This window comes from Amphritea atlantica (assembly GCF_018860855.1).
Lineage (GTDB): Bacteria > Pseudomonadota > Gammaproteobacteria > Pseudomonadales > Balneatricaceae > Amphritea > Amphritea atlantica_A.
In genome coordinates this window covers 20,028-44,659 of record NZ_JAHKQE010000032.1, presented here as the reverse complement: position 1 = coordinate 44,659, position 24,632 = coordinate 20,028, and the positions used below count along the sequence as shown (strand labels likewise).

Below are 24,632 nucleotides of genomic sequence, written 5' to 3'. Positions count from 1 at the left end.
CGCTTCAGTCAGATTAGGAAACTCACCCACGGTGCGAATACCCTTCGGATTAACGATTTCGCCAAAGCGAGTCAAACGACGGGCATAGCCTTTATCGTGGGTTAGGTATTCAAAGAAGTCGTGGCCGTGGCCTTGAGTGAAGTCAGTGCCGATACCGATCGCATCTTCACCAACGATGTTGTAAATGTATTGAATCGCTTCAACGTAATCATCGATGGTGGCGTTAACACCCGCCTTCAGGAAGGGAGTAAACATGGTGACGCCGACGAAGCCGCCTTTATCGGCGATATACTTCAGTTCTTCATCGCTACGGTTACGCGGGTGTTCTTTCAATCCCGATGGCAGACAGTGGGAATAACACACCCGTTGTTTGGATTCGTCGATCACCTCTTTCGCGGTATTCGGGCCAACGTGGGATAGATCACACAGCAGGCCATGCTTATTCATCTCAGCGACAATCTCACGGCCGAAGCCGGACAAACCGCCGTCGCGTTCATAGCAACCGGTACCGACCAGGTTTTGGGTGTTGTAGCACATCTGAACAATGCCCACGCCCAGATCTTTAAACGCTTTTACGTAGCCGATCTGATCCTGAAATGGATTGGCATTCTGAAAACCCATCATCACCCCGGTTTTACCTTCCCGCTTGGCGCGTTTGATATCTTCGGTGGTGCGTATCTTGATCAGCAGATCACTGCTCTCTTCGATCAGATTATTCATCTCAACGATATTGCGTACCGTGCCTTCAAAGTTTTCCCAGAAGGCTACGGTACAGTTCGCCGCCGTCAGGCCGCCTTTCGCCATATCTTCAAACAGCGCGCGTTCCCATTTGGCGCAGATCAAACCGTCGATAACAATGGCGTCCTTGTGTAGATCAGCTGCATTCATTCGTTTTATCCTTTTGCTCAATGCTCCGGTTATTAACCGAAGAACTTACTTAAAAACCCATCCGTGCTGCTCTATCGAAACCGTCAAAAACACAAAAATGCTCAAAGAGTAGACGCTATATTTTGTGCTGACGGTCCATTAATGATTTAGCAACATCACCATGAGCTCTCGACTTTTCATACCCACCTATCCCTTATGGAACAGTATCAAACAGCGTTGCCGGCAACCAAAGTGCCAACTCAGGCACCGCCGTCAGTATGACCGCTGCGATGCTCATCAGAATAAAAAATGGCGCGGCAGCACGTGCGACTCTACCGATCGGATGTCCTGTCAGATTTTGCATCACGAATAGATTAAAACCGACCGGCGGCGTGACTTGGCCCAGCTCAACCATCACCACCAAAAACACGCCGAACCAGAGCGGATCGAAACCTGCCTGCATGATCAAGGGCAAGGTAATCGGTAAGCTCATTACGGTGATTGAAATACCATCCAGAAACAGGCCTAGCATGATATAAAACAGGGCTAGAATTAGAATCAGCACATAAGGTGATAAGCCAAGACTACCGATGGCATGAGCCAGATCTTGAGGTACATGTAGGTAGCCCATTGCTGTCGACAAAAACGCGGCTGCCACCAAGATGGAACACACCATGCAAGAAACCTTAACGGCGCCCATCAAGGACTCGGTGAAAATAGTCCAACTGAATTGCCTTGTAACAATAATCAACAGCATCGTTGCGCCAACGCCAACCCCTGCCGCTTCAGACGGTGTTGCCAAACCACTGTATATTGAACCCAGAACAACGCCGACTAATAACAGAATAGGCATTAACAACCAGATGCCCTGCAGCGTTTGAACGAAAGAGTATCCCTGTGAAGAACGTGGAGCCAATTCCGGCTGACGTACACAACGATAAATGATGTAACCTGAATATAAGCCCGCAATGAGCAGCCCAGGTAAAACACCGGCAGCAAACAGCTTATTAATAGACACTTCCGCCAAGACACCATAAATAATCATCACAATCGAAGGTGGTATCAGCAAACCAAGACTGCCAGCACCCGCCAATGAGCCAATCGACAGGTTAACGTCATAGTTACGCGCGGCGAGTTCACTGGTTGTAATCTTACCCACGGTAGCCGTCGTTGCAGCACTCGAACCACTGACAGCAGCAAACAGTGTGCAACCGAGCACATTCGTGTGTAACAGACCGCCGGGAATACGGTTAACCAACGGCGTCAACCCTCTAAACAGGCGATCAGAAATATCGGTTCTAAATATCAGCTCTCCCATCCAAACAAACATCGGGATGGCAGCTAATTCCCATGAACTAGCACTGCGGATCATTATTTTAGAAAGAATGACGCCAATACGTTGAGGAGAAAAATCCAGTAACAGAGCCAGCCCGGTAACACCGACCATTAAAAGGCCGGCAAACACCCAAGTCCCTGAACCTAAAAAAAAGAAAATCAACATCAGCACGATGAGACCTGTCACTAAGGCATCCATAAAAGGTACTTCCTTATGATTAATGGCAAAGGTTGGTTCATTCGCTAGCTACATGATTGACAGGAGTAAGTCGTTTAACTAACAGTGCGAATAGTTGGATTGAAAATAGAAAAATGCCCAGCAATACTAGCCCTTCGGGAATCCATAACGGAACCTCAGCAATACTTTCACTAACAGCCCCACGATCCCAGTTACGCTTAACCCCAATCCACATATACCAAGTGATAAAGCAGCTCATTGCCAGTGTCATTGAGAGGCATAAAACTTCAAATCCGCACTTCACACGGCCTTTCAGTTTGGAAGCCACGACATCCACCCGAATAAGCGCATCATCATGCGCGGCATAACCTAGCGTGAGGAACGTCATCGCGGCAACGCCGTAACCCACCATTTCATCCAACATAAAGGTCGATGTGGCAAAAAAACTGCGGAGTACGATCTCCAATAGGATATGTAGCACCATATAGACCAGCAGCACCGCTGACAGTTGTGCAGCTAAGCGGGATAACCGGTAAACGAGACTTTGAAAGGTATTCATAAAACGTCCTCGCAGAGATATAAAAATCGCCCCGTCATCATAAACACGACGGGGCGAAGTACGGCCGTTTACATACCGAGACGTTGACGGTAATCAGCAATGATTTTTGCGCCCTTCGGGCCGGCTTTCTCAAGCCACTGATCAATCGCTGTTTGACCTGCTTTAGACAGCGCCTCTAAATAAGCCGCCGGAGCATCTGTTACGATATTGACACCGTTAGCCTCTAACTTCTTATAGTTATTAGCGCGACGTTCTACCAAGGCGTTCCAGTTATGCTCACTTGCATCTTTAGCCGCATCCAGTAGCTGTTGACGCATCTCTGGAGACAGGGCGTTATAAGCATCGAGATTGACATGTACCATGTTCAAAGGCACGGCGTAGTTCACTTCGGTGAAATAGCTCAGGTGTTCCCAGAATTTACCACTCGCACCCGCATCCGCTGACGTCAGTACTGCAGCAATTCCGCCGGTTGATAGCTGCGGAACAACATCGCCCCAGCTTAACTGGATCGGTGCGGCCCCTGCTGCTCGCAATGCAACGGTACCGTTAGCGTCATAAGTCCGAATTTTTAAATTGGCTAATTCTGCAATGCTAGCAACAGGCTTATTCGCCCATATACCGCTAGGTGTCCACGGTGAAGCATAAAGAAGTTTCTGGTTATTTTGCTCAAATACTTCGTCGTAGTAAGGTTTAGCTACCTCATAAAGTATTTTTGCTTCTTCCGGTGTCTTAGCCAAGAAAGGCAAAGCCGTTAACTGGAAAAGAGGATCAATACCACCTAAAGGTGCAGCAAGTGTATCGGCTATTTGAACAGCACCATCGCCTACAGCATCAAGGTGATCTTTGGATTTAAAACCGAGTGCGCCGCCAAAGTGAACCGTAATGGCGAATTTACCATCGGTTTTTTCACTCAAGCGCTTCACAAAATAGCTATCACCTTCACCATGTATTGAGGTGTTGCTATATTCGTTAGACATGTCCCATTTAACGTCTGCGTTTGCGCTACTGATTCCCATTGTGAGTAAAGCGCCGGCAAGTGTAAGGCCAATTTTCTTTTTCATTTTAGTCTCCAACTTATTTAGGATTATTACTATTTGGTCATACAAAAAACGTTTTGAAATTGTGGAACATTCCCCTGAAAAAAATTGACAGATAACATCAGTATTAATAGGTGAAAAATACTTATCAGAATTGTTGCAGCCTTGAGATTTAAGACCGCGGAGAGAGAAGTTAAAGCTTGAGATTGAGCGCTATCATGAGGACAGCGCGGAGGTTGTCGATGAAACAGCGTGCTATCACATCGAGTAAAACAGATTCGAAGAGTGGCTGGCGATACCGAGACCTGAAACATACTGCCCTGTTTATATCGCCCCGGCTCCGTCATGACTTCACCCCTTCTCGTTGCCGGTCTGTTGATCTTCCTGACCGTCAACCTTAAGCGTTTCTTCACGCTTTATCAGGAATGATGAGAGTATCGTCTTCCAAGCCTCGAGAATTTCTACATAGTAGTCTGGATCGTCACGCAATACGGTTTGCACAGCCATACCGCGTAAAAGGCAAAGCGTCATATTCAAAAGAATCTCTACACGGGCGGGAGATTCTTCCGTTGCTTGGAAAAAGCGTAGCCAGAGCTCATCGAGTTGATCATGGAACTCTTTAATGAGTGGTATCAACCTCTCTTTCAGGTTTGGATCTGTACGCGCAGCGGTGATGAGTTCTAGCGAAGCGAAAAAGAAACGTCCATGGAAAAACTTTTCCAACGAACCGTGTAAGAAGGATTCCAGATCTCCTCCGGAATTACGTACTTCAACCGCCAACTCCTGCACTTCATCAATGAAGCTCGAAAACAGGTATTGAGTCGCGGCGGTGATCAAACCAACTTTACTATGGAAATGATGTACTTGGGCACCCCGTGTGACGCCAGCACGCATGACAATTTCAGCCGAACTGGCACCGGCATAGCCGACATCGATAAGCGTATCGATGGTTGCCTCTAGCAATAAAGTGCGTGTTTCAGCACTTCGTTGGGCCTGTGTTCGTGGTGTCGGTGTAGCGACTTTCATGTCCACTCCTAGATAACAATTATCAATTTATTTTTATTTTACATACATCCCAGTATGTATGTGTTCACATAATTGTCAATATTTTTTAACCTTAGGTTAACCCTCTTGATGGTTTACCTTTCTCTAAAGGACGCTTAAACATGGAGTGATCAAGGGGTTGAGAGAGTCATTCTGCGCTGCTGATTGAGTTCAAATCACAACTGAATAGTCGCTAAGCAGATTAACAATAAGCCGTCGTTAAAGGATCATGAAAAGAGCGCCTTACTGATTGACAGCAACCATAATTCTGCATTGAAATCCGACAACGAATAACCGGTGATGACGTTTAAAAAAGCGAACAAAGCACGTGTCGCGGTGGATACCGCTAACGAGATGGAGGCCAAAATTCACGCTTGAAGTGTAGATATTAAGCTTTTGATCTATTGATAAAACACAATAAATGGACGCTAAAATACGAGATTAAAGCCTAATTATCGGCGATATAAGCTTCTTGGCGAGGTATTAACACTCAATAACGAATGCGTTAACGCATTCGGACTCTTAATATTCAGCGCACTGCTAATATTGCACGCGATCATGGCCTATTTTTAGCGGCTTAAAATAGGCGCGACCTGTCTGCCCAAGACATTAGCGATCGAATAATCAGGTGTATCGATAAGGCTAGTTGATCAGCTCAGACACTTCCAATGTGCCGTTGATATCCAGAAAGGGACAGTCCTTTACCGCCGCCAGTGCGAGTGCCATGGAATCCATCTCAATGACCGTATAGCCGGACATTAATGACGCACTGCCAACACTAACACGGCCATCGGGATGTACTGTTTGGGTAATTTTAAACGGTGTTGCGGGGTTCACAACGCAAGGGCCAAGAGAGAGCAGCCACTCTTTATAACGCGCATAATGTTGCTGCCCTTCCTCAACGGTAGACGGCTTATCGCCGCCGATATAGGTGATCATATACTGTGACATAAGAGACTCCCGAAAATCCAAGTCGTTGCCGTCATAACAACGATGTCGGTAATTTCAGTTTAGTCCCGCAGCACACTTTTCGCCGCTGAAAGATTCGCGCATAACAAGACTCACATCACAACATTCAGTTTAAGCCACCGTAAACAACCGCAATGAAATTGCGATGCTGATCTTAACCGTCGGCTTCAGAGTATTGCCTTAACAAGTTACAAATAATCATATTTAGATCGGCCAGGGTACGCTTAGCCCGTTCACCCTTTTGGTTCACAACCACTAGCATGACACTGTGAGTGACCTCAAGATAGAGACGTCCTAACCGTTGCCGCTCTTTCAAATGACGATTGATACCCATCCGTTTAAACACCGCCGCCATCCGTGTGATTTCCAACTCATCGTGCTGTTCATCTAACTCCCGCAATTCGGGAACAGAAAACATCGCCTGCACCAGCGTTAAAATCGCCTTTTGCTGCTTATAGGTTTTTAGCTTTAGCGCCAGCATCCGCTCGACCAAAGTCGCCATCGGCAAAGTTTCAACCGGCCAACGGTCGATCTCATCCAGTGCCGCTTCGACTGTTTCGAGCCAGCGTGAGCCCATCGCATAGAGAATCGCATGTTTATTGGGGAAGTAATGATAGAGAGAGCCGACAGAAATGCCGACCTCTTTAGCGATCAAAATGGTATTCAGATCATCTAGCCCGACCCGTTCCAGCAGCTCACCGGTCACATCGATGATCTGCTTAGAGCGCATTTTAGAGCGCCCCTGTACCGGCGCATTTCGCGGGGCTAGATCTTGTGCTGTTTTTATTCGACGTTTATCTGTCAATTTTGTGCCCAATACTACTGATTCAACGAACTGAAGGGCGGCATTATAGACTGAATTATCGGGGTTCTGAAAACATCGTTTGCTGTGCCGCGGTAAAGATAACCGCTAAACATCTAGAAAAAACGGTCACGCATTGAATAATACAGCATTCCCGCAACCAGTCCGGGCCAACGCAACAGGGTGCCACCGGGAAAGGATGGCGTCGGCACTTGCGTAAACAGATCAAATTTTTCTACTGAGCCACTGATCGCCTCGGCCATCAACTTGCCCCCCAATGTTGCCAGTGCCACCCCATGGCCGGAATACCCCTGGGCCACAAACAGATTATCTTCGATCCGATCAAAGTGTGGCATGCGATTGAGGGTAATCGCCAACGTACCTCCCCACCCATAATCAATCTTTACGTCTGCTAATTCAGGATAGAACTGCAGCATATAAGGACGGACAAAATTTGGAATATCTTTAGGAAAGTGACGACTGTAGTTTTCACCGCCGCCCCAGAGTAGTCGGTTATCGCCGGATAATTTGAAGTAGTTAATCACAAAGCGTGAATCGGCCACCGCGACATCATCTCGGTTAATACGCTGACACAGCTCATCACTGAGCGGCTCTGTCGCAATGATAAAGTTATTGATCGGCATGATTTTAGCGGCAATGCGCGGCTCTAACTTATCCAAATAACCATTACACGCCAGCAGAATATACTTTGCTTTAACAACCCCGTTATCGGTGCGAACCTCCGCTTGCTGACCGGCGGCATAGCCTGTTACCCGGCTATGCTCATGAATCACGACGCCCGCTTTAGTGGCCGCCGCTGCAAGCCCTAAGGCATAGTTCAACGGATGTAGATGAACCGCATCTTGCCAATATTCACCGCCATAGTAGCGTTCAGTGCCAAGCATCGCTTGCATCTCATCATCATCGACAAAACGAATCTTATCGTAGCCCAACACCTTCTGTTTATAGGCCACGCTCTCGCGTATCTCGCCGACATGCTTAGGCTTCGCCGCCACATGCATAACCCCCTGCTTCAAATCACAGTTGATCTGATGTTCTGCAATCAGTGTTTTAACCAGTTCGACCGATGCTAATGAGCTCTGCCACAGCGCATCGGCGGCTGCCCGTCCCATTTTTTTAGTCAGCTCCGCATGCCCCATATTATGCCCCTGACAGACCTGGCCACCGTTGCGACCCGAAGCTCCCCAACCAACGGTTTCGCCTTCGAGCAACGTCACTGAATAACCTTTTTCAGCCAGATGCAAAGCCGCCGACAAGCCCGTATATCCTGCCCCAATAATGCAAACATCAGCCTCCTCTTCTCCTCTTAACGCGGAATAGTCAGGGCTAACATTGGCTGAAGCAACATAATAAGACGGCCGGTAGTTATTATCATTCATAGGTCGGGCTTCCATAAAACACATATCAAACAAACTAAAAAAGGCATACACCAAAACAATAAACCGAATAATAATTCTAATTTAATCTTACAGCAAGCCCATAAAACGGCATTTAAAATTAAATTAATGTTGATTTTGTAAAAGTCATAGAATAACCTAAAACCCGAATAATGATTCGAGTAAAGAGTAATATATGTGCCTCAAGCATGACTGATTGAGGCACAAAAGATTGATACCCTGCATAACACGCAGCGATGACATCACGACACGTTTCGCCGAGTTTTCAACTAAGCTCAGCAAAGAAGTATTACCGCTATAGTAAATAGCAACCATCAGACTAACACGACAAAGTAGGTGATTTATGGAAGCCGTGGAAAGGTTTCTCAAAGAGAACGGGATAACTGAGGTCGAATCGACCCTGCCAGACATGACTGGCAATGCCCGGGGTAAATTTTACCCCACTAAAAAATATCTGGCGGAGAAAGGAGGTAAGATCCCTGAGACCTTGCTGGTACAAACCGTCACCGGCGAATGGGCTGACAATCACTACGATATTGTCGATCCTGCGGATCGGGATATGGTCTTGGTCCCAGACTCCAACACCTTACGACTGGTTCCTTGGACCGATGAACCCACGGCTCAGGTAATCAACGATTGCTACACCAGTGATGGTCAGTTACACCCGCTTTCCAGTCGTTCCGTTCTGCGTCGCATACTCAAACTGTATGAAGATGAAGGTCTACGCCCTGTGATTGCTCCCGAGGTCGAGTTTTATCTTATTCAGAAAAACACCGATCCCGATTATGAACTCAAACCCGCCACTGGACGCTCTGGACGCCGCGAAACTGCGCGCCAATCTTACGGCATTGATGCGGTCAATGAATTCAATCCAGTAATCGACACCCTGTATAACTACTGCGAAGTTCAGGGCCTCGATGTAGACACACTGATCCATGAGTCTGGCGCGGCCCAGATGGAGATTAACTTTCTCCACGGAGACGCCCTCGATCTGGCCGATCAGGTCTTTGTCTTCAAGCGGACACTACGTGAAACCGCGATGAAGCACGATATGTATGCCACCTTTATGGCTAAGCCGATGCAGCATGAACCCGGTAGCGCCATGCATATCCACCAGAGCATGATCGATATTGAAACCGGTGAAAATATTTTTGCAGGCGATGCCGAGAATCAATTCTCTGAACGCTTCTATCACTATTTAGGAGGACTGCAAAAATACACCCCACAAGCGATCTCCTTCTATGCGCCGAATGTGAACTCATATCGTCGTTTCGCCCCCGATATTGCGGCGCCGATCAACTTCAAATGGGGCATCGATAACCGTACGACCGGCTTACGAGTGCCTATTGCTCCGTTAGCAGCAACCCGAATCGAAAACCGCTTCCCCGGTTCTGATTGCAACCCATACCTCGCTATCGCGGCCAGTCTTGCCTGCGGTTACTTGGGAATGAAACAAAAACTCAACGCCACCAAGCCGGTTACCACACTTGGGGCTGACGATGATGATGTTGTGGAAGTTGCACGCTCTCTGGGTGAAGGCTTATCACTACTAGAAGAAAGCCCAGAATTATGTGAAATTATGGGCTCAGAGTTTGTAAAAGCTTACCTAGGGGTTAAACGAGCCGAATTTGAAACCTTTCATGAGGTTATCAGTTCATGGGAGCGGGAATATCTGCTGCTAACGGTTTAACATCCGTAAAACCCCTAATCTGTATATTGACAGATTAGGGGGACTGACTACACGCGACTTACTTTAACCGAAACTCCGACACGAGGCACAAAATAATGACAAAGACTGTACCTTACCTGATCAGAAAAGCGTTACAGGTATCCACTCTGGGCTTGGCTGCCACAGTGCCACTGGCGCAGGCAGAGGAAGTGCTGAACTTCTACAACTGGTCAGACTATATCGCTGAAGATACCTTGGCAAAATTTGAAGCGGAAACCGGTATAAAAGTTGTTTATGACGTCTATGACAGCAATGAAACCCTTGAAGCTAAACTGCTCGCCGGCCACTCAGGGTATGACTTAGTCGTACCTAGTTCTCACTTTATGGAGCAGCAGATTAAAGCGGGGATTTTTCAAAAACTGCAGAAAGACAAGCTCAGCAATCTGGGTAACCTTGATCCGAGCCTAATGAAGCTACTCGACAACAAAGATCAGGGTAACCAGTATGGCGTTCCCTATCTGTGGGGCACCACAGGTATCGGCTATAACGTTAAACAGGTTCAAGCCGCGTTAGGCGTGGACGCTCCGGTTGATAGCTGGGATCTTGTTTTCAACCCTGAAAACATGAAGAAGCTCGCCGATTGCGGTGTCACTTTCTTAGACTCTCCTGATGAAATCTACCCACTCGCCCTGCTCTACACAGGCCAATCGTCACTCGATACCAGCACAACGGTACATAAAAACGATAGCCCTGCGGCAAAAGCGCTCAAAGCCGTACGCCCCTACCTGCGTCAGTTCAGCTCATCACAATACGTGAATGACCTAGCCAATGGAGATATCTGCGTCGCGATCGGTTACTCAGGCGATATATTTCAAGCACAAGCCCGCGCGGAAGAAGCCGGCAATGGCAACGAAATTGCCTACAGTATTCCTAAAGAGGGTACTGAAATCTGGTTTGATATGTTACTCATTCCCTCAGATGCCAAGCACGCCGAAAACGCACACAAGTTTATTAACTTCCTGCTGCGCCCCGATATCATCGCTGACATTACCAATTACGTTTGGTATGCCAATCCGAATCTAGCGTCAACCGATCTCGTTGACCCGGATATCACATCCGATCCAGCCATCTATCCAGATACCAACACCCGTGATCGGCTGTATATGCCAGCAACGTTACCTGCTAAAACGGCCCGTGTTCGCAGCCGCACTTGGTCAAACATTAAAACCGGCAAATAAGTAAGTCGATTTTTCACACCAATAACCGCTCTTTTTGAGCGGTTTTTTTTGCCATAAAACCTTGATCCTATTACGCCTCGTCAAAGTAATTTATTAACCCTAACCGTTTAAATAGGAGTAATTGGCGCAATTCTGCTAAAATCCAAACTCGACACGCGCTCTGATGTTGGCAGTCGATCCACATAAACCGATAGATGATATGTTATGAGCTTGCCCAACCTGCGCAAACCTTCTTTTGTTCTAATTAGCGGTATTTTGTTATCAGTGGCATTCACCGCCATCAGCCTGATCAGTTACTATGTCGCCAACCAATCACTTAACCAGCACATCACCACCAACACGCTACCGCTGACCAGCGATACCATTTATTCAGAAGTACAGCGAGATCTATTACAACCGGTGTTGGTTTCATCACTGATGGCGCAGGACACCTTCGTCCACGACTGGATCGAGGGAGGTGAACAAAATCCAGAGCAGATGCCGCGCTACCTCAAAGCGATTCAAGAACGCTACAATGCCTTTACCGCTTTTTTTGTCTCTGAATACACTCATAATTACTATCACAGCACTGGCATTCTCAAACAAGTTTCAGATAGCCGCCCTGCTGATCGCTGGTATTTTGATAGCCGCAGAACACCGGAAGAATTTGATATCAATCTCGATTTAGATACTGCAAATACATCGATCACCACGCTGTTCGTCAATCATAAGGTCAGAGATCAACAAGGGAAATTGCTCGGCATTATTGGCGTTGGACTCGCATCGACGACGATTAAAGAATTGATCGAAACCTATCAAAATCGGTATGGCCGGCAAGTTTACTTTATCGACCCGCAGGGTAAAGTCACAATGCAAGGCAGCCAGTTCAGTGCCCTCGATATACATAAAGTCAAAGGGCTTCAAGATATAGCTGCTGACATCTTAAGCAGCTCAGAGGGTTCATATACCTATACCAACGACAACAAGACCTATCTCATCAAAACCCGCTACATACCTGAGCTCAGCTGGTATCTGATCGTACAACACACCGAACAGAGTGAAGCACGGATCACTACCACACTGTGGATCAACCTGACCATCAGCCTATTGGTTATCATAGCCGTGCTGTTATTACAGCATTTCACGCTAGGTGGGTACCAACGTCGATTAGAGTATATGGCAAATACCGACCCACTGACGGGAGCCTCTAGTCGGCATGCTTTTGAAATGACATTTCAACAAATTATTAACTTTGCTCGACGCCAAAAGCATCCTGTTTCCACCATGTTGGTCGATATCGACCATTTTAAAACATTCAATGATAATTATGGCCATCTACTGGGAGACACTATTCTCACAAAGGTCGCTAAAATCCTAACCAAGAACCTACGGCAAGCCGATACCCTTTGCCGTTGGGGTGGTGATGAGTTTTTTATCGTCCTGCCCAACTGTCACCAGGAAGACGCACGGCTCATCGCCGAAAACATGCGCCAGGAGATAGAGGCATCTTTAAATATCATTGATGATAAACAGCTGCATGTTACTGCCAGCTTTGGCGTCGCAGAGTACAACAATAACGAAACCACCATCAGCCTGTTCAACCGCACAGATTTAGCCCTATATCGCGCTAAATCCAACAACCGTAATCAGGTCGAGATTGCCACCGAGTTATCTTTTAAGACGGTGTAATCGTTATCTTTTATTACAAATTCTCAAATAAATGGTTGCTATTAAAGTCCGGATTGTATATATTAATTCCAGCTTGAAGATTCACCGTATTTTTATGCATCATTTCGAAGATCCTGTTTCAGCTTCTCGTCCTGTTTCCATAATGTATAGTAAAAATTCCTGCTTCATCCGCTATCTCTGATAGCAAAAACATTATTTATAAAGGACAACTAACATGGCTACTGTAACCGGTACTGTTAAATGGTTTAACGCTGACAAAGGCTTCGGTTTTATTGAGCAAGAAAATGGCCCTGACGTATTCGCACACTTCAGTGCAATCCAGAGCAACGGCTTCAAAACTCTTGAAGAAGGCCAGCAGGTACAGTTTTCTGTAACTCAAGGTCAACGTGGTCCACAGGCAGAAAACATCGTTGCCATCTAAGACCGCGTAAGTTAACAGATCTTTGATCTGTTGCTACCAGAGAAAGGCTTGATTTATATCAAGCCTTTTTTGTGTCTGCTATTTCCCTTCCCACTTAGCACTGTTATAAACGATCCCCTGCCCTGCCATTAAACAAACTCTGTGAAAGCAACCTCTGTTAACACAAGCCCGTTAACATGAACCCCGCAAAATCCTTAACATCGCCTCCACAAAGACCCGATCCGCATAAAGCTTTTACCCTTAAAAACTAGCACTTAGAATCTAAAGCTTAGAATCTAAAGCTTAGAATTTAAAGTTTAGAACTCAAAGTTTAGAATTTAAGGCTTTCAACTTATGCACTAAGCACTGAAACGATGTTTTCGACCACTCGCTCAGCACTGGCCCGCTGCTCAGACAACGACGCTATCGCCTGCTCCGCCTCTTCCTGAGTAATATACTCTGGAGTAATTGCCGCCAACAGATCTTGCATATAATCCACACCAAACTCTGGATGCGCCTGCACCGTAAAGATAGAGCACCCATAACTCAGTATCGCATTAGGACAGAAAACAGACCCTGCCAGCACCTCAGCGCCTTCAGGTAAGCTAATCACCTGATCCTGATGGATGATATGCAAGTAGAGATCATCACGACCAAACGGCGTCTCAGTCACGCCAGTCGGTTGATAATGGCCGATTCCTAGCCCCCAGCCGACCGCAGCTTTCTCAACGGTTCCACCCAATGCTTGGGCAATGATCTGATGACCAAAACAGATCCCCACTAATGGCTGTTTAAGCCGATCAATATCCCTGATCAACTGCTCCAATGGCCTAATCCATGGGAGCGACTCATATACACTGGCTGGCGATCCGGTAATAATCCAGCCATCACACTGGTCAGCAGAATCTGGAAACTCTCCTAGGTAGACATTCCAAGTTTGAAACCGAAATGCCGTGTGACTCAGCATTCGCTCCGTCATCTGCGCAAAAGAACCATACTGGGCCAATAGCGCTGCCTCGTTACTACCGGCAGCCAAAATACCTATTTTCATCGAACCTCCAGACGTAAAAAAACCGCCAAACATAGCGGTTTTAGCTTATTGCTCAGCCTTAACGCTGTAAGAAGTCAGCCATCCAACGTGCCACTTCTTGTGAGTCGGTTGCCGCACCTTCAGCCTGAAGCTCCGCCAAGCCCACTTCTGCCACTGGGTCAGGAATAACGTCACCTCTACGCAGCTTCACCAGCTCAGTTTCATAACTCAGATTAAATTCTGGATGTGCCTGCACGGTAAAAATATTATCGCCATACACTAAACCTGCATACTGACAAAATTCAGACTTAGCAAAAACACGGGCGTTGTCTGGTTTTTCTATCACCTGATAGCGATGCATGGCACTGATAGCAAAATGATCGACATCATCTTTGATAAAATCATTTTCACCTACCAAGTTATAACGATGCAGACCCACACCCCAACCACCTTCATAGGCTTCAACCTTACCGCCAAAAGCTTCAGCAATAATTTGATGACCAAAACAGATACCGAGCAATGGACGATGACAGGCATCAATTTCCAAAATCAGTTTTTTAAGCGCGATCATCCAGTCACGATGCTCATCGACATTATATTTTGATCCCGTAATCACCCAGCCATCGCACTGCTGCGCATTGTCGGGAAAAACACCGTCACGGACATCAAACACCTGATAGTCAAAATCAGCATCAATCAACGCAAACAACTGCTTAAACATATCGGCATAAGAACCATACTGACCCAATAATTCATCAGGTGTAATACCAGTTGCCAGAATACCTATTTTTTTCACTTGTTTCTCACCTTTACCACTCATTAGCCAATGTTGAAGCTAGCCATCAAGCTTAACGATCGTTAACGCATATTAGGTATCTGCACCCCAATTTTTGGAGTGCAGGCTAACACCTAATTACTCCTGTCTTTCTAGCAATTTGGCCTGGCGTCGCATCTGCCACATCGCTGCAATTACGCCAATCGCAACCACCAGAATCATCAGTGTTGCCAGTGCATTGACCTCAGGCGAAACCCCCAAGCGCACTTTCGAGAAGATCACCATCGGCAAGGTACTGTTACCTGGCCCAGAGACAAAACTCGCAATAACCAGATCATCTAACGACAAGGTGAAAGAGAGCAACCAACCGGATATCACCGCTGGCATGATTAACGGCAGCGTCACCAAGAAAAACAGTGATGAGGGCTTAGCACCCAGATCCATCGCGGCCTCTTCCAAGGTCTCGTCCATCTGCGACAAGCGTGATTGCACAATCACCGCCACATAAGCCATACAAAAGGTTACATGGGCAATAATAATGGTGATAGTGCCTCGCCCCGCAGGCCATCCAAACGCACTTTCCATCGCCACAAACAGCAGCAGTAGCGAAAGCCCTGTAATCACTTCCGGCATCACCAATGGCGCACTAATCCAACCTGAGAGGATCATTTTACCTCGAGAACGACTGAAGCGACTCAAGACAAAGCCCGCCATCGTGCCCAACACGACTGCCACACTGGCACTGATAAAGGCAATTTTAAAGCTCAACAGAGCGGCGTCGATAATCTGATCATTACGAAACAGCTCACCGTACCATTTTAATGACCAACCACCCCAAACAGTCACCAACTTTGATTTATTAAAGCTGTAAACCACTAGCGCAATCATCGGGGCATACAGAAAGATAAACCCCATGGTAGCCGTCGTGTTTAAAAATAAAGATCTGCGCTTCATTAGACCGTCTCCTCTTTACCCTGACTGTTGCGGATCAACATGATCGGCAACACCAGCACGATCAGCATCACAATGGCAACCGCTGAGGCCATCGGCCAGTCACGATTGAGAAAGAACTCGTCCCATAACACCCGGCCAATCATCAAGGTATCAGAACCACCCAGCAACGAAGGTATAACAAACTCACCAACGGCAGGAATAAACACCAAGACACAACCCGCAATGATACCGGGCACCGCTAACGGTACAGTAATTAAAAAGAAACTCGTCGCAGGACGTGCGCCTAGATCTTCGGCCGCTTCTAGCAGCGTCATATCCATTTTTTCCAAGGCGCTATAGAGCGGCAGAACCATAAACGGCAAGTAGGTATAAACGATCCCGATATAGACCGCAAAATCGGTTTGCAGCATGATCAACGGCTGGTCGATAATGCCGGTACTCATTAAAAACTCATTCACCAATCCATTCTTTTTCAGAAACCCCATCCAGGCGTAAACCCGCAACAGAAAGGAGGTCCAAAACGGCAAGATCACCAGCGAGAGCAGCAATGCACGAGTGGAGGGCTTACTACGCGCCATCAGATAGGCAATAGGGAAAGCGATCAGTAGTGTGAAAAATGTCGATACCGCTGCGATCTTAATAGAACTCAGGTAAGCATCGATATAAAACGAGTCTTCAAACAGAAACAGGTAATTACCCAAATTCAGTTTGAGACTAAGATAGGCGTCTTCTGCATTCCAATCCAATAACGCCGTATAAGGCGGTACTGCGATCGCCGTTTCAGATAGGGATATTTTAAATACCACCAAAAAAGGGATAAAGAAGAAGATGGCTAACCATAGGGTTGGCACGGAAAATACCGAAACCCGCCCCCAGTTTACCCGCTTAAAGAAATTGTATTTTGCCAGGCGTGAACCAGAGCCATCCACCCAGGCAGAACCTGTTTGTATGCTCATGCCGTCAATACCACGCTACTGTCTAAATCCCAAAAGAGGTAAACCTGCTCATTCCAGGTCAATCGCTCACTGCTCGCTCTTGAGATGTTAGGCTGCGTGACCCGCACCTCTTTTCCGCTGGCTAAGCGGACACGATAAACCGTCAAACCACCCATGTAGGCGTACTCTTCAACCACACCACAGACACAGTTTTCCTGCTGATCCGGTTGCTGCCGACTAATACGCATCTTTTCAGGACGCACCGCCACATGTACTTTTTGATTCGGCGCACAACTAATACCATGACTAACGTACAGCACAGCACCCGCTTCCTGAGAATTAATCCGTACAGAATCAGGCTGGTCTTCGATTACACGACCTTCAAACAGATTCACTGAGCCGACAAACTGAGCCACAAAACGACTGTTTGGATACTCATAAACATCATGGGGCTCGGCGGTTTGTACGATCACGCCATGATTCATTACACCGATTCGGGTGGCCAGCGTCATCGCCTCCTCCTGATCGTGTGTCACCACCACAAAGGTCACGCCGAGCTCTTCCTGAATATTGATCAGCTCGAACTGAGTTTCTTCCCGTAGCTTCTTGTCGAGCGCACCGAGGGGCTCATCCAACAGCAGCAGCTTAGGACGCTTAACTAACGACCGAGCCAAGGCAACACGCTGACGTTGACCACCCGATAATTGATGCGGTTTACGCTTGCCCAGATGATCCAGTTGCACCATATCGAGCATCTTCGCCACCCGCTGCTTAACCTCAGTCCGGCCCAGCCCTTCACGCTTCAAACCAAAAGCGACATTGTCTTCAACCGATAGATGAGGAAACAATGCATAGGACTGAAACATCATATTAATCGGACGCTTCCACGGCTGAATACCTGACATATCAACCCCATCAATAATGATGCGGCCACTGGTAGGCGACTCAAAGCCTGCCAGCATGCGCAGCAGAGTACTTTTACCAGAACCGGAACCACCCAATAGACAGAACAGTTCGTTTTTATAAATATCCAGCGAGATATTATCAACCGCAGTAAAGTCACCGAATTTTTTAGTGACATTCTCTATGCGTAAAAAGGGTGTTGCACCCTCTTGCTTCCACAGCGGTAACTCAGTGATCTGCGGCGATGCCTCTAACGCGCTATCACTTGGTGTCTCAATCATCGTTGTTGAACTCATACTACACCCTAAATACTGATTCAAAGACTGAGTTCAGCAATGAACTCAATGAATTATTGATGTAGCCTTCAGCTGATTTCAATCAACTTATAACCCTAGGGTTGAAGGCTTACTGAATAACTCACCCTGACAGACGTAACGCTTCTGCCAGGGACAGGCTTAGCGGCCGGTTTTAATACCAGTCCAAGCGCGAGTCAATAACCGATCAAACTTAGCCGCATGAGCATTCTGAGTAAATAGATTAGCCTTCACTTCATCTGATGGGTAGATACCAGGATTGTTCAACACCTCTTCCAGCACCATCGGCTCAGCCGCTTTATTGGCAACCGCATAGTAAGCATAGTTAGAGATTGAAGCGGCATTTTCACCACGCAGAATGTAATCAATCAATTGATAAGCGGCCTCTTTATGGGGCGCATCAGCAGGAATCGCTAATAGATCAAACCAGACAACCGTACCCTCTTTGGGTATAGCATAATCAACTTTTATACCCTGCCCCGCTTCTTCTGCGCGTCCCTGTGCCTGCAATACATCACCGTTATAACCCAGTGCGATACAGGTATCGCCATTAGCAAGATCAGAGATATAGGCGGATGATGAGAACTTACGATAATTATCACGTACCGAACTGAGCAACGTTTTAGCTTTGGCAAGATCCGCTTTACTCTCAGAATTTGGGTCTAGACCCAAATAATTCAGCGCAATTGACACCACTTCTGCGGGTGAATCCAGTACCGTAATACCACAATCTTGCAACTTAGCAGCCAGCTCCGGCTTAAAGATCAAGTCTAGCGAATCGACCGGCATATCACCGAGTCGCGCCTTAATCATATCAATGTTATAGCCTAAACCAATGGTACCCCATGCATAGGGAACATTGTGTTTATTGTCTGGGTCATGGCGCGCAATCTTCTCGATCATGACCGTATCAAGGTTGCCGTAATTGGTCAGTTTGGAATGATCAATCTCGGCATAAATACCGGCCTGTACCTGACGCTCTAGAAATGAGCCGGTAGGTACAACAACATCATAGCCCGCGCCACCAGACATCAGTTTAGCTTCAAGCGCCTCATTGGAATCATAAACATCATAATTAACTTTGATTCCGGTCTCTTTAGTAAAGTTTTCAAGAACCTCTGGGCTGATGTAATCGGACCAGTTATAAAAGTTCACTACCTGCTCTTCAGCAAGAGCCGTAGTTGATACCGTTATTGCCAACGCAGCCGCAAGACCAAGTTTTTTAGGGTTCATTTTGTCACTCCATTTCTGGTGCTTTAGATTTCACAGCTTTTACTGTTACATAATCTAAGCATTAACTCTTTAGATGTCGCGTTGCGACGCTCATCAGAGCCACACTTTATTGTTGTTATTGTCATGGCTGCCCCTCTGATCAAGGAAGCAGCACTCAAGCTTCTCAAACTGTCGCAGTATTTTCCGCAACTAGTAAAAATGTACGTTAACCTCCCTGTCGTCTATATACCCCTCAATGGGTATTAACCATTAATTCTTTATTATTAAGCAGTTACAGCAAACCAAGATATGATTCATATTCAATATCAGAGATCTGCTCGTTAATTTTTCTCTGTTCCTGACGTTTCGCCGCAGAGAATACCCGCACAAACTCTTCACCTAAATATGCTTCAAGCACGCTACTATCGGCGAACAATTCGGTCGCTACATCCCACTTATTAGGCAAAATCAGCTCCTGATCGCCTTCCACATAGGCATCCCCTTCAATCGGCGCCGGTGGCATCAGTTTATTTTCAATACCATACAAAGCACCCGCCAACACCGCAGCTAACACAAGGTAGGGGTTGGCATCGGCGCCTGATACACGGTGTTCGATACGTCGAGCAACACATGGACTTTCAGGAACACGCAGCGCGACTGTCCGGTTTTCATAACCCCAACTCGCAAAAGTTGGTGCATGTGCACCCGCCATAAAGCGACGGTAGGAGTTTAGATGAGGTGCAAAAATCAACATGCTGTCAGACATCGTGTGCATCAGACCGGCCACCGCATTCTTCAGAATATCGGTTCCTTCTTCACCACCATTATCAAAAACGTTATTACCTGCTTCATCTAACAGGCTGAAATGGACATGGAAACCATTACCACTCTTATCCGTATACGGTTTCGCCATAAAGGTAGACGAGTAGCCATGCTTACGGGAGATACCCTTAATTAAGCGCTTAAACATAATGGCCTGATCACCAGCCAGCAGCGGATCATTGACATGCAGCAGGTTGATCTCGAACTGACCTGGGCCGAGTTCAGAAATAATCGTATCCGCCGGTACACCCTGTATTTCACAGACTTCACGTACTTCAGCAAAAAAGGCTGATAAACCATCCATCTCATCAATAGAATAGCAGTCGGTTTCACTCAGTCGACGACCGTGCCCTTCCGTTAGAATAGGAGGCTGTGGTCGCTGCGTCTCTTCAGACTGACCATCCATCAGATAGAATTCCAGCTCGGTTGCCATCACCGGCGTTAAACCTAACGCCTTAAAGCGCTTGACCACACCTGCCAACACCTGGCGTGGATCACAACCAAACGGTGTGCCATCAGGGTTGAACATAGTTGCCAAAATTTGATCGCGAGGCTCTTCAGCCCACGGCACCGGGATAGCCTCCTCACCGACGGGCATACAGATACCATCCATATCGCCCGTTTCAAACACTAAACCATTATCAAGGACATCATCGCCCCAAAAATCAAACCCTAAAACAGAACGGGGTAACTTAACTCCCTCTTCAAACACCTTACCCACGGCATTAGCCGGCAGCCGCTTGCCTCGCAAGTTACCATTTAGGTCCGTTATAAACAGGTCAAACTCTTTATCGTCTTCTTTATTAAACATAATAAGATTCTCACTCGAAATCTTTTATCCCTGCCCCAAGGAAAGTAGCAGCGCATCCATGGAAACCACACAGACCGATTACCTACCCCGAACAGAGTCACAACACACCGTTGCAATCTTGTTAGCGTTACGTTTCAACTTTTGTGATCACAAACAATGATTCAATGTGATCACATTTTTTTATGGCGGTCAATATCGACAATCACTAAATAAGTCATGTACTGTTTAGTGATCTCAATATATAGAGAGCCCTATTAAAGGCTCCAAACAGAAATAAGGCCAGAACCTATTTTGATTATGGACAAGAAATCTCCGATTAAGATCACCTTAACCGAGCGTAACGACGCTGTAACTATCACTCAGTGGGTATATCAGACGCTGCGCAACGCCGTGATGTATGGTGAAATTCTGCCAGGAAGAGCTCTCACCATCCGCGAACTGGCCGGTATTATGGATGTTAGCCCGATGCCGGTGCGTGAAGCACTACGCCAACTAGCGGCTGAAAATGCATTGGAAATTCAGGGCAACCGCCGTGTCATGGTGCCTAAAATGACCGCCATGAAATTCAATGAATTGTGCGAAGCACGCATCGCTATTGAATCCCACGCGGCGGCCCGCGCACTCCCCTATATTGATGGAGAACGCCTCGAACAGCTACGTTCGCTAGACAGCCTAATTGATCAAGCACAAGAGATAGGCAACCTAGAACAGATCAGTCTGCTCAATCAAAACTTTCACCGAGCACTTTATACCGCCAACCCTCACCAAGTTACCCTGCCACTGATTGAAAGCCTCTGGCTGCAACTGGGCCCATTTATGCGCTTGGCTAACAATGAACTGGATGAACACTATCTAGTTGATCGACACAATGAAGCGATGGCAGCCATAGAAAAAAAGGACGCTTACGCTCTGCAGATCGCTATTTCTGCAGATATCCGCGAAGGGATCGCCTTTGCGGGCACGCCTGAAATGTTACACGCACTCATTGAAAACTCAGGACATTGAGCGCACCTTAACGCTCCATTAGCGGCACGAATAAGCGACCTCTCTGTACTAAATTTAAGCTTATCAATGTTTTTTAGTTGACTTTATATTTTTGTGATCACAAAATGGTGATCACAAAATTGGCTTGGTGTATTATATTCCAAACCATATAAACGTTTTTATTCACCGGTAGCCTTCACATAAACCGGTGATTGGTAGGGAGAGAATCGATGCTCGACAATAATAGTAATTCATCCATCACCGCAGATGTACAGGCCCTCGATGCTGACCATCATATGCACCCTTTTACCAACACCGGCGCACTGAATAAAAAAGGCGCACGCGTGATCACCCACGCAGACGGCGTCTACCTGTGGGATAGCGAAGGCAACAAGATTCTTGATGGCATGGCAGGGCTATGGTGCGTCAATATGGGTTATGGTCGTACCGAGCTGATCGAAGCGGCCAACGAGCAGATGAAACAACTACCCTACTACAACACCTTCTTTCAGACGACTCACGCCCCCGTCGCTCAACTGGCAAAAGAGATCGCCAGTGTGACCCCCGGTGACCTGAATCACATCTTCTTTGCCAACTCAGGCTCGGAAGCGATCGATACAATTATGCGGATGGTACGTCAATACTGGTCTATCCAGGGCAAACCTTACCGCAACATCATCATCGCTCGCGAAAATGCTTACCACGGCAGTACCATCGGTGGCACCAGCCTCGGCGGCATGGGAGGCATGCACAACCAAGGCGGCCCATTAGTGCCAAACATCTCTCGTATTCGTCAACCTTATTGGTATGGTGAAGCCGGTGATATGACCGAAGAAGAGTTCGGTATCGTCTGCGCCAAAGCGCTCGAAGACAAGATTCTCGAAGTAGGCCCAGATAATGTCGCTGCCTTTGTGGGTGAGCCAATCCAAGGCGCCGGCGGTGTTATCGTGCCACCAGCCAATTACTGGGCTGAAATTCAGAAAATTTGTACTAAGTACGATGTTCTGTTGGTCGCTGATGAAGTTATCTGTGGTTTTGGTCGTACCGGCAGTTGGTTTGGCTGTGAAACCCTCGGCTTTATGCCCGATATTATGTCAATGGCTAAAGGTCTTTCATCCGGATATCTGCCGATTGCCGCTGTTGCGGTTGGTGATCGAATTGCAAACGCCTTTATCGAACACGATGATGACTTTAACCACGGTTTCACCTATTCCGGTCATCCCGTGGCTGCGGCTGTTGCCATTGCGAACATCCAACTGATGAAAAAAGACAATATCATCGATTATGTTGCTAAGGATATTGGCCCTTACTTCCAGCAGAAACTGCGGGAAACCATTGGCGAACATCCGCTGGTTGGTCATATTGAAGGGATTGGTTTAGTCGCAGGCATCGCTCTGGTGAAAGACAAAGCCACTAAAGCACCGTACAGTGATGATATCGATATTGGTATGATCTGCCGAGAACACTGTTTCGAGAATGGTTTAATTATGCGGGCCGTTGGTAACCGAATGGTTCTATCACCACCGCTGATCATCAGCCATGCTGAAGTCGATGAACTCTGTGAAAAAGTTCGTCGCTGCTTTGACCTAACACTTAAATCCGTTAGTTAAGCCCTCTATAGCTTTCTTTATCCGGCGCCAAAGAGGCTCATATAACCGGTATGAGCCTCTTCTTTTGCTAAACTCTTTACCCATTGTCGTCGGATCTTTTTAATCAATTCAACGATCACACTATGAGGCATGCCATGCAAAGCACCCACGCAACGCATAGCGCTGCAGACAACTGGCAAAAGGATCTTGCTGCCCTTATCGATACAACACGCCTGCCTAGTTTTAGTGGCATGTTAGAAAAATTTCTCGCCAGCCAGTGTCATTTCGACACGATGTTGGTTGTCACCTTTAAGAAGTCGCTTAAACCGATCATTATCCACCCCACCGATCCGGCAGAGCAGAGCCTAACCCTGCACAACTACCTCAATCGGGCCTACATTCTCGATCCACTGTTTAACGCGATCCAAAGCGGCAGTCTCGGCGAAGGCGTCAGCCGACTAATCGATATCGCCCCTGATAGTTTTGAAACCACCAAGTATTTTCAAAGCTGTTATAAAGAGTTTGACCTAATTGACGAGATCAACCTAGTGGTCGAACTGGCCCCTAAAGTCAGTTGCGCGATCTCACTCGGACGCAGAACCAGCCGAGGCACCATCACTCGGGCAGAACTGACCCGTCTGAATGATATCTACCCAGTCGTAAAATCTATTATTCGGCAATTCTGGTTATCGCAGTCGCAAGAATTCGTTAAATATGAGAAATCAGAGGGGGCAATGAATCAAGCGATCAGCACTTTTGGTAGCGGCGTCTTAACGCCTCGGGAACAACAGATTGCCGGTCTAATATTGCAAGGCCACTCATCCAAAGCGATTGCGAACCTCTTAGATATCAGCCTCGGCACCGTCAAAGTCCATCGTAAAAATATACATACGCGGCTGAACACTTCGACTCAATCCGATATCTTTACCTTGTTTCTTGCCCACCTAAAAGAGTTAGACCCAGCGGCGAGTATTTAAAGCGCATAATAGCCATGACGACAGATCTAAGGGTGAAATTTAATAGTTTGCCAAAGCTCACCTCAAGGTCATAGGAATAGGTAACGCCGCCTTAGAATGTGTTTCGGTGTGATTGCAAAGACCCAGTTAAACGCCTCTTTCA

The 24,632-nt window shown here is 46.9% G+C and carries 22 protein-coding genes; 7 read left to right on the top strand and 15 right to left on the bottom strand.

Going from position 1 to position 24,632, the window contains the following annotated elements; translation table 11 throughout:
• The 8 genes from KO512_RS15300 to KO512_RS15265 all read right to left on the bottom strand — a co-directional run.
• Nucleotides 1-888: membrane dipeptidase (locus KO512_RS15300; protein WP_215953225.1), on the bottom strand; the 888-nt coding region annotated here is incomplete at its 3' end.
• Between the two features lie 193 nt (nucleotides 889-1,081).
• A complete protein-coding gene (locus KO512_RS15295) occupies nucleotides 1,082-2,401 on the bottom strand; it encodes a TRAP transporter large permease (protein WP_215953224.1) in 1,320 nt (439 codons plus the stop codon).
• Between the two features lie 37 nt (nucleotides 2,402-2,438).
• Complete coding sequence (locus KO512_RS15290; protein ID WP_215953223.1) at nucleotides 2,439-2,939, bottom strand: TRAP transporter small permease subunit; 501 nt, start codon at nucleotides 2,937-2,939, stop codon at nucleotides 2,439-2,441.
• Nucleotides 2,940-3,007: 68 nt separating this feature from the next.
• The gene (locus tag KO512_RS15285) at nucleotides 3,008-4,000 is read right to left on the bottom strand and encodes a TRAP transporter substrate-binding protein (protein WP_215953222.1); all 993 of its coding nucleotides are present in this window, start codon (nucleotides 3,998-4,000) and stop codon (nucleotides 3,008-3,010) included.
• A gap of 327 nt (nucleotides 4,001-4,327) precedes the next feature.
• Nucleotides 4,328-5,002 (bottom strand): TetR/AcrR family transcriptional regulator, encoded by a 675-nt coding sequence (locus KO512_RS15280; RefSeq protein WP_215953221.1) that lies wholly within the window; start codon nucleotides 5,000-5,002, stop codon nucleotides 4,328-4,330.
• Nucleotides 5,003-5,662: 660 nt separating this feature from the next.
• Nucleotides 5,663-5,971 (bottom strand): hypothetical protein, encoded by a 309-nt coding sequence (locus tag KO512_RS15275; protein WP_215953220.1) that lies wholly within the window; start codon nucleotides 5,969-5,971, stop codon nucleotides 5,663-5,665.
• Between the two features lie 172 nt (nucleotides 5,972-6,143).
• Nucleotides 6,144-6,794, bottom strand: a complete 651-nt coding sequence (locus tag KO512_RS15270; RefSeq protein WP_252735060.1) for a TetR/AcrR family transcriptional regulator — start codon at nucleotides 6,792-6,794, stop codon at nucleotides 6,144-6,146.
• A gap of 113 nt (nucleotides 6,795-6,907) precedes the next feature.
• Nucleotides 6,908-8,191, bottom strand: coding sequence for an NAD(P)/FAD-dependent oxidoreductase (locus KO512_RS15265; protein ID WP_215953219.1), 1,284 nt, complete (start codon nucleotides 8,189-8,191; stop codon nucleotides 6,908-6,910).
• Nucleotides 8,192-8,552: 361 nt separating this feature from the next.
• Between KO512_RS15265 and KO512_RS15260 the strand changes: the two genes are divergently transcribed.
• The 4 genes from KO512_RS15260 (at nucleotide 8,553) to cspE (ending at nucleotide 13,205) form a co-directional block, all read left to right on the top strand.
• A complete protein-coding gene (locus KO512_RS15260; protein WP_215953218.1) occupies nucleotides 8,553-9,899 on the top strand; it encodes a glutamine synthetase family protein in 1,347 nt (448 codons plus the stop codon).
• A gap of 95 nt (nucleotides 9,900-9,994) precedes the next feature.
• Nucleotides 9,995-11,116, top strand: a complete 1,122-nt coding sequence (locus KO512_RS15255; RefSeq protein ID WP_215953217.1) for a polyamine ABC transporter substrate-binding protein — start codon at nucleotides 9,995-9,997, stop codon at nucleotides 11,114-11,116.
• A gap of 204 nt (nucleotides 11,117-11,320) precedes the next feature.
• Nucleotides 11,321-12,784, top strand: coding sequence for a sensor domain-containing diguanylate cyclase (locus KO512_RS15250; RefSeq protein WP_215953216.1), 1,464 nt, complete (start codon nucleotides 11,321-11,323; stop codon nucleotides 12,782-12,784).
• Between the two features lie 214 nt (nucleotides 12,785-12,998).
• Nucleotides 12,999-13,205, top strand: coding sequence for a transcription antiterminator/RNA stability regulator CspE (cspE, locus tag KO512_RS15245; protein WP_091353016.1), 207 nt, complete (start codon nucleotides 12,999-13,001; stop codon nucleotides 13,203-13,205).
• Between the two features lie 331 nt (nucleotides 13,206-13,536).
• Here cspE and KO512_RS15240 read toward each other — a convergent pair whose 3' ends face one another.
• The 7 genes from KO512_RS15240 to KO512_RS15210 all read right to left on the bottom strand — a co-directional run bounded on the left by KO512_RS15240 (nucleotide 13,537) and on the right by KO512_RS15210 (nucleotide 20,940).
• Nucleotides 13,537-14,235 carry a type 1 glutamine amidotransferase gene (locus KO512_RS15240; protein ID WP_215953215.1) on the bottom strand — a complete coding sequence of 233 codons (699 nt, stop codon included), beginning with the start codon at nucleotides 14,233-14,235 and terminating at the stop codon, nucleotides 13,537-13,539.
• 58 nt (nucleotides 14,236-14,293) lie between these two features.
• Nucleotides 14,294-15,010 (bottom strand): glutamine amidotransferase-related protein, encoded by a 717-nt coding sequence (locus KO512_RS15235; protein WP_303493497.1) that lies wholly within the window; start codon nucleotides 15,008-15,010, stop codon nucleotides 14,294-14,296.
• 117 nt (nucleotides 15,011-15,127) lie between these two features.
• Entirely contained in the window at nucleotides 15,128-15,943 is an 816-nt protein-coding gene (locus KO512_RS15230) for an ABC transporter permease subunit (protein WP_215953213.1), read from the bottom strand.
• Complete coding sequence (locus tag KO512_RS15225; protein ID WP_215953212.1) at nucleotides 15,943-16,899, bottom strand: ABC transporter permease subunit; 957 nt, start codon at nucleotides 16,897-16,899, stop codon at nucleotides 15,943-15,945. The genes KO512_RS15230 and KO512_RS15225 overlap by 1 nt, the downstream gene beginning before the upstream one ends.
• The gene (locus tag KO512_RS15220) at nucleotides 16,896-18,077 is read right to left on the bottom strand and encodes an ABC transporter ATP-binding protein (RefSeq protein WP_215953211.1); all 1,182 of its coding nucleotides are present in this window, start codon (nucleotides 18,075-18,077) and stop codon (nucleotides 16,896-16,898) included. Before KO512_RS15220 ends, KO512_RS15225 begins: the two co-directional genes overlap by 4 nt.
• Before the next feature lie 159 nt (nucleotides 18,078-18,236).
• Entirely contained in the window at nucleotides 18,237-19,328 is a 1,092-nt protein-coding gene (locus KO512_RS15215; RefSeq protein ID WP_215953210.1) for a polyamine ABC transporter substrate-binding protein, read from the bottom strand.
• A gap of 271 nt (nucleotides 19,329-19,599) precedes the next feature.
• Nucleotides 19,600-20,940 (bottom strand): glutamine synthetase family protein, encoded by a 1,341-nt coding sequence (locus tag KO512_RS15210; protein WP_215953209.1) that lies wholly within the window; start codon nucleotides 20,938-20,940, stop codon nucleotides 19,600-19,602.
• Nucleotides 20,941-21,237: 297 nt separating this feature from the next.
• On the opposite strand from KO512_RS15210, the gene KO512_RS15205 reads away from it, so the two are divergent.
• The 3 genes from KO512_RS15205 to KO512_RS15195 all read left to right on the top strand — a co-directional run bounded on the left by KO512_RS15205 (nucleotide 21,238) and on the right by KO512_RS15195 (nucleotide 24,490).
• The gene (locus KO512_RS15205) at nucleotides 21,238-21,945 is read left to right on the top strand and encodes a GntR family transcriptional regulator (protein ID WP_215953208.1); all 708 of its coding nucleotides are present in this window, start codon (nucleotides 21,238-21,240) and stop codon (nucleotides 21,943-21,945) included.
• Between the two features lie 209 nt (nucleotides 21,946-22,154).
• A complete protein-coding gene (locus tag KO512_RS15200; protein WP_215953207.1) occupies nucleotides 22,155-23,534 on the top strand; it encodes an aspartate aminotransferase family protein in 1,380 nt (459 codons plus the stop codon).
• A 134-nt stretch (nucleotides 23,535-23,668) separates the two neighbouring features.
• Nucleotides 23,669-24,490, top strand: a complete 822-nt coding sequence (locus KO512_RS15195; RefSeq protein ID WP_215953206.1) for a LuxR C-terminal-related transcriptional regulator — start codon at nucleotides 23,669-23,671, stop codon at nucleotides 24,488-24,490.
• Nucleotides 24,491-24,632 lie beyond the last annotated feature (142 nt).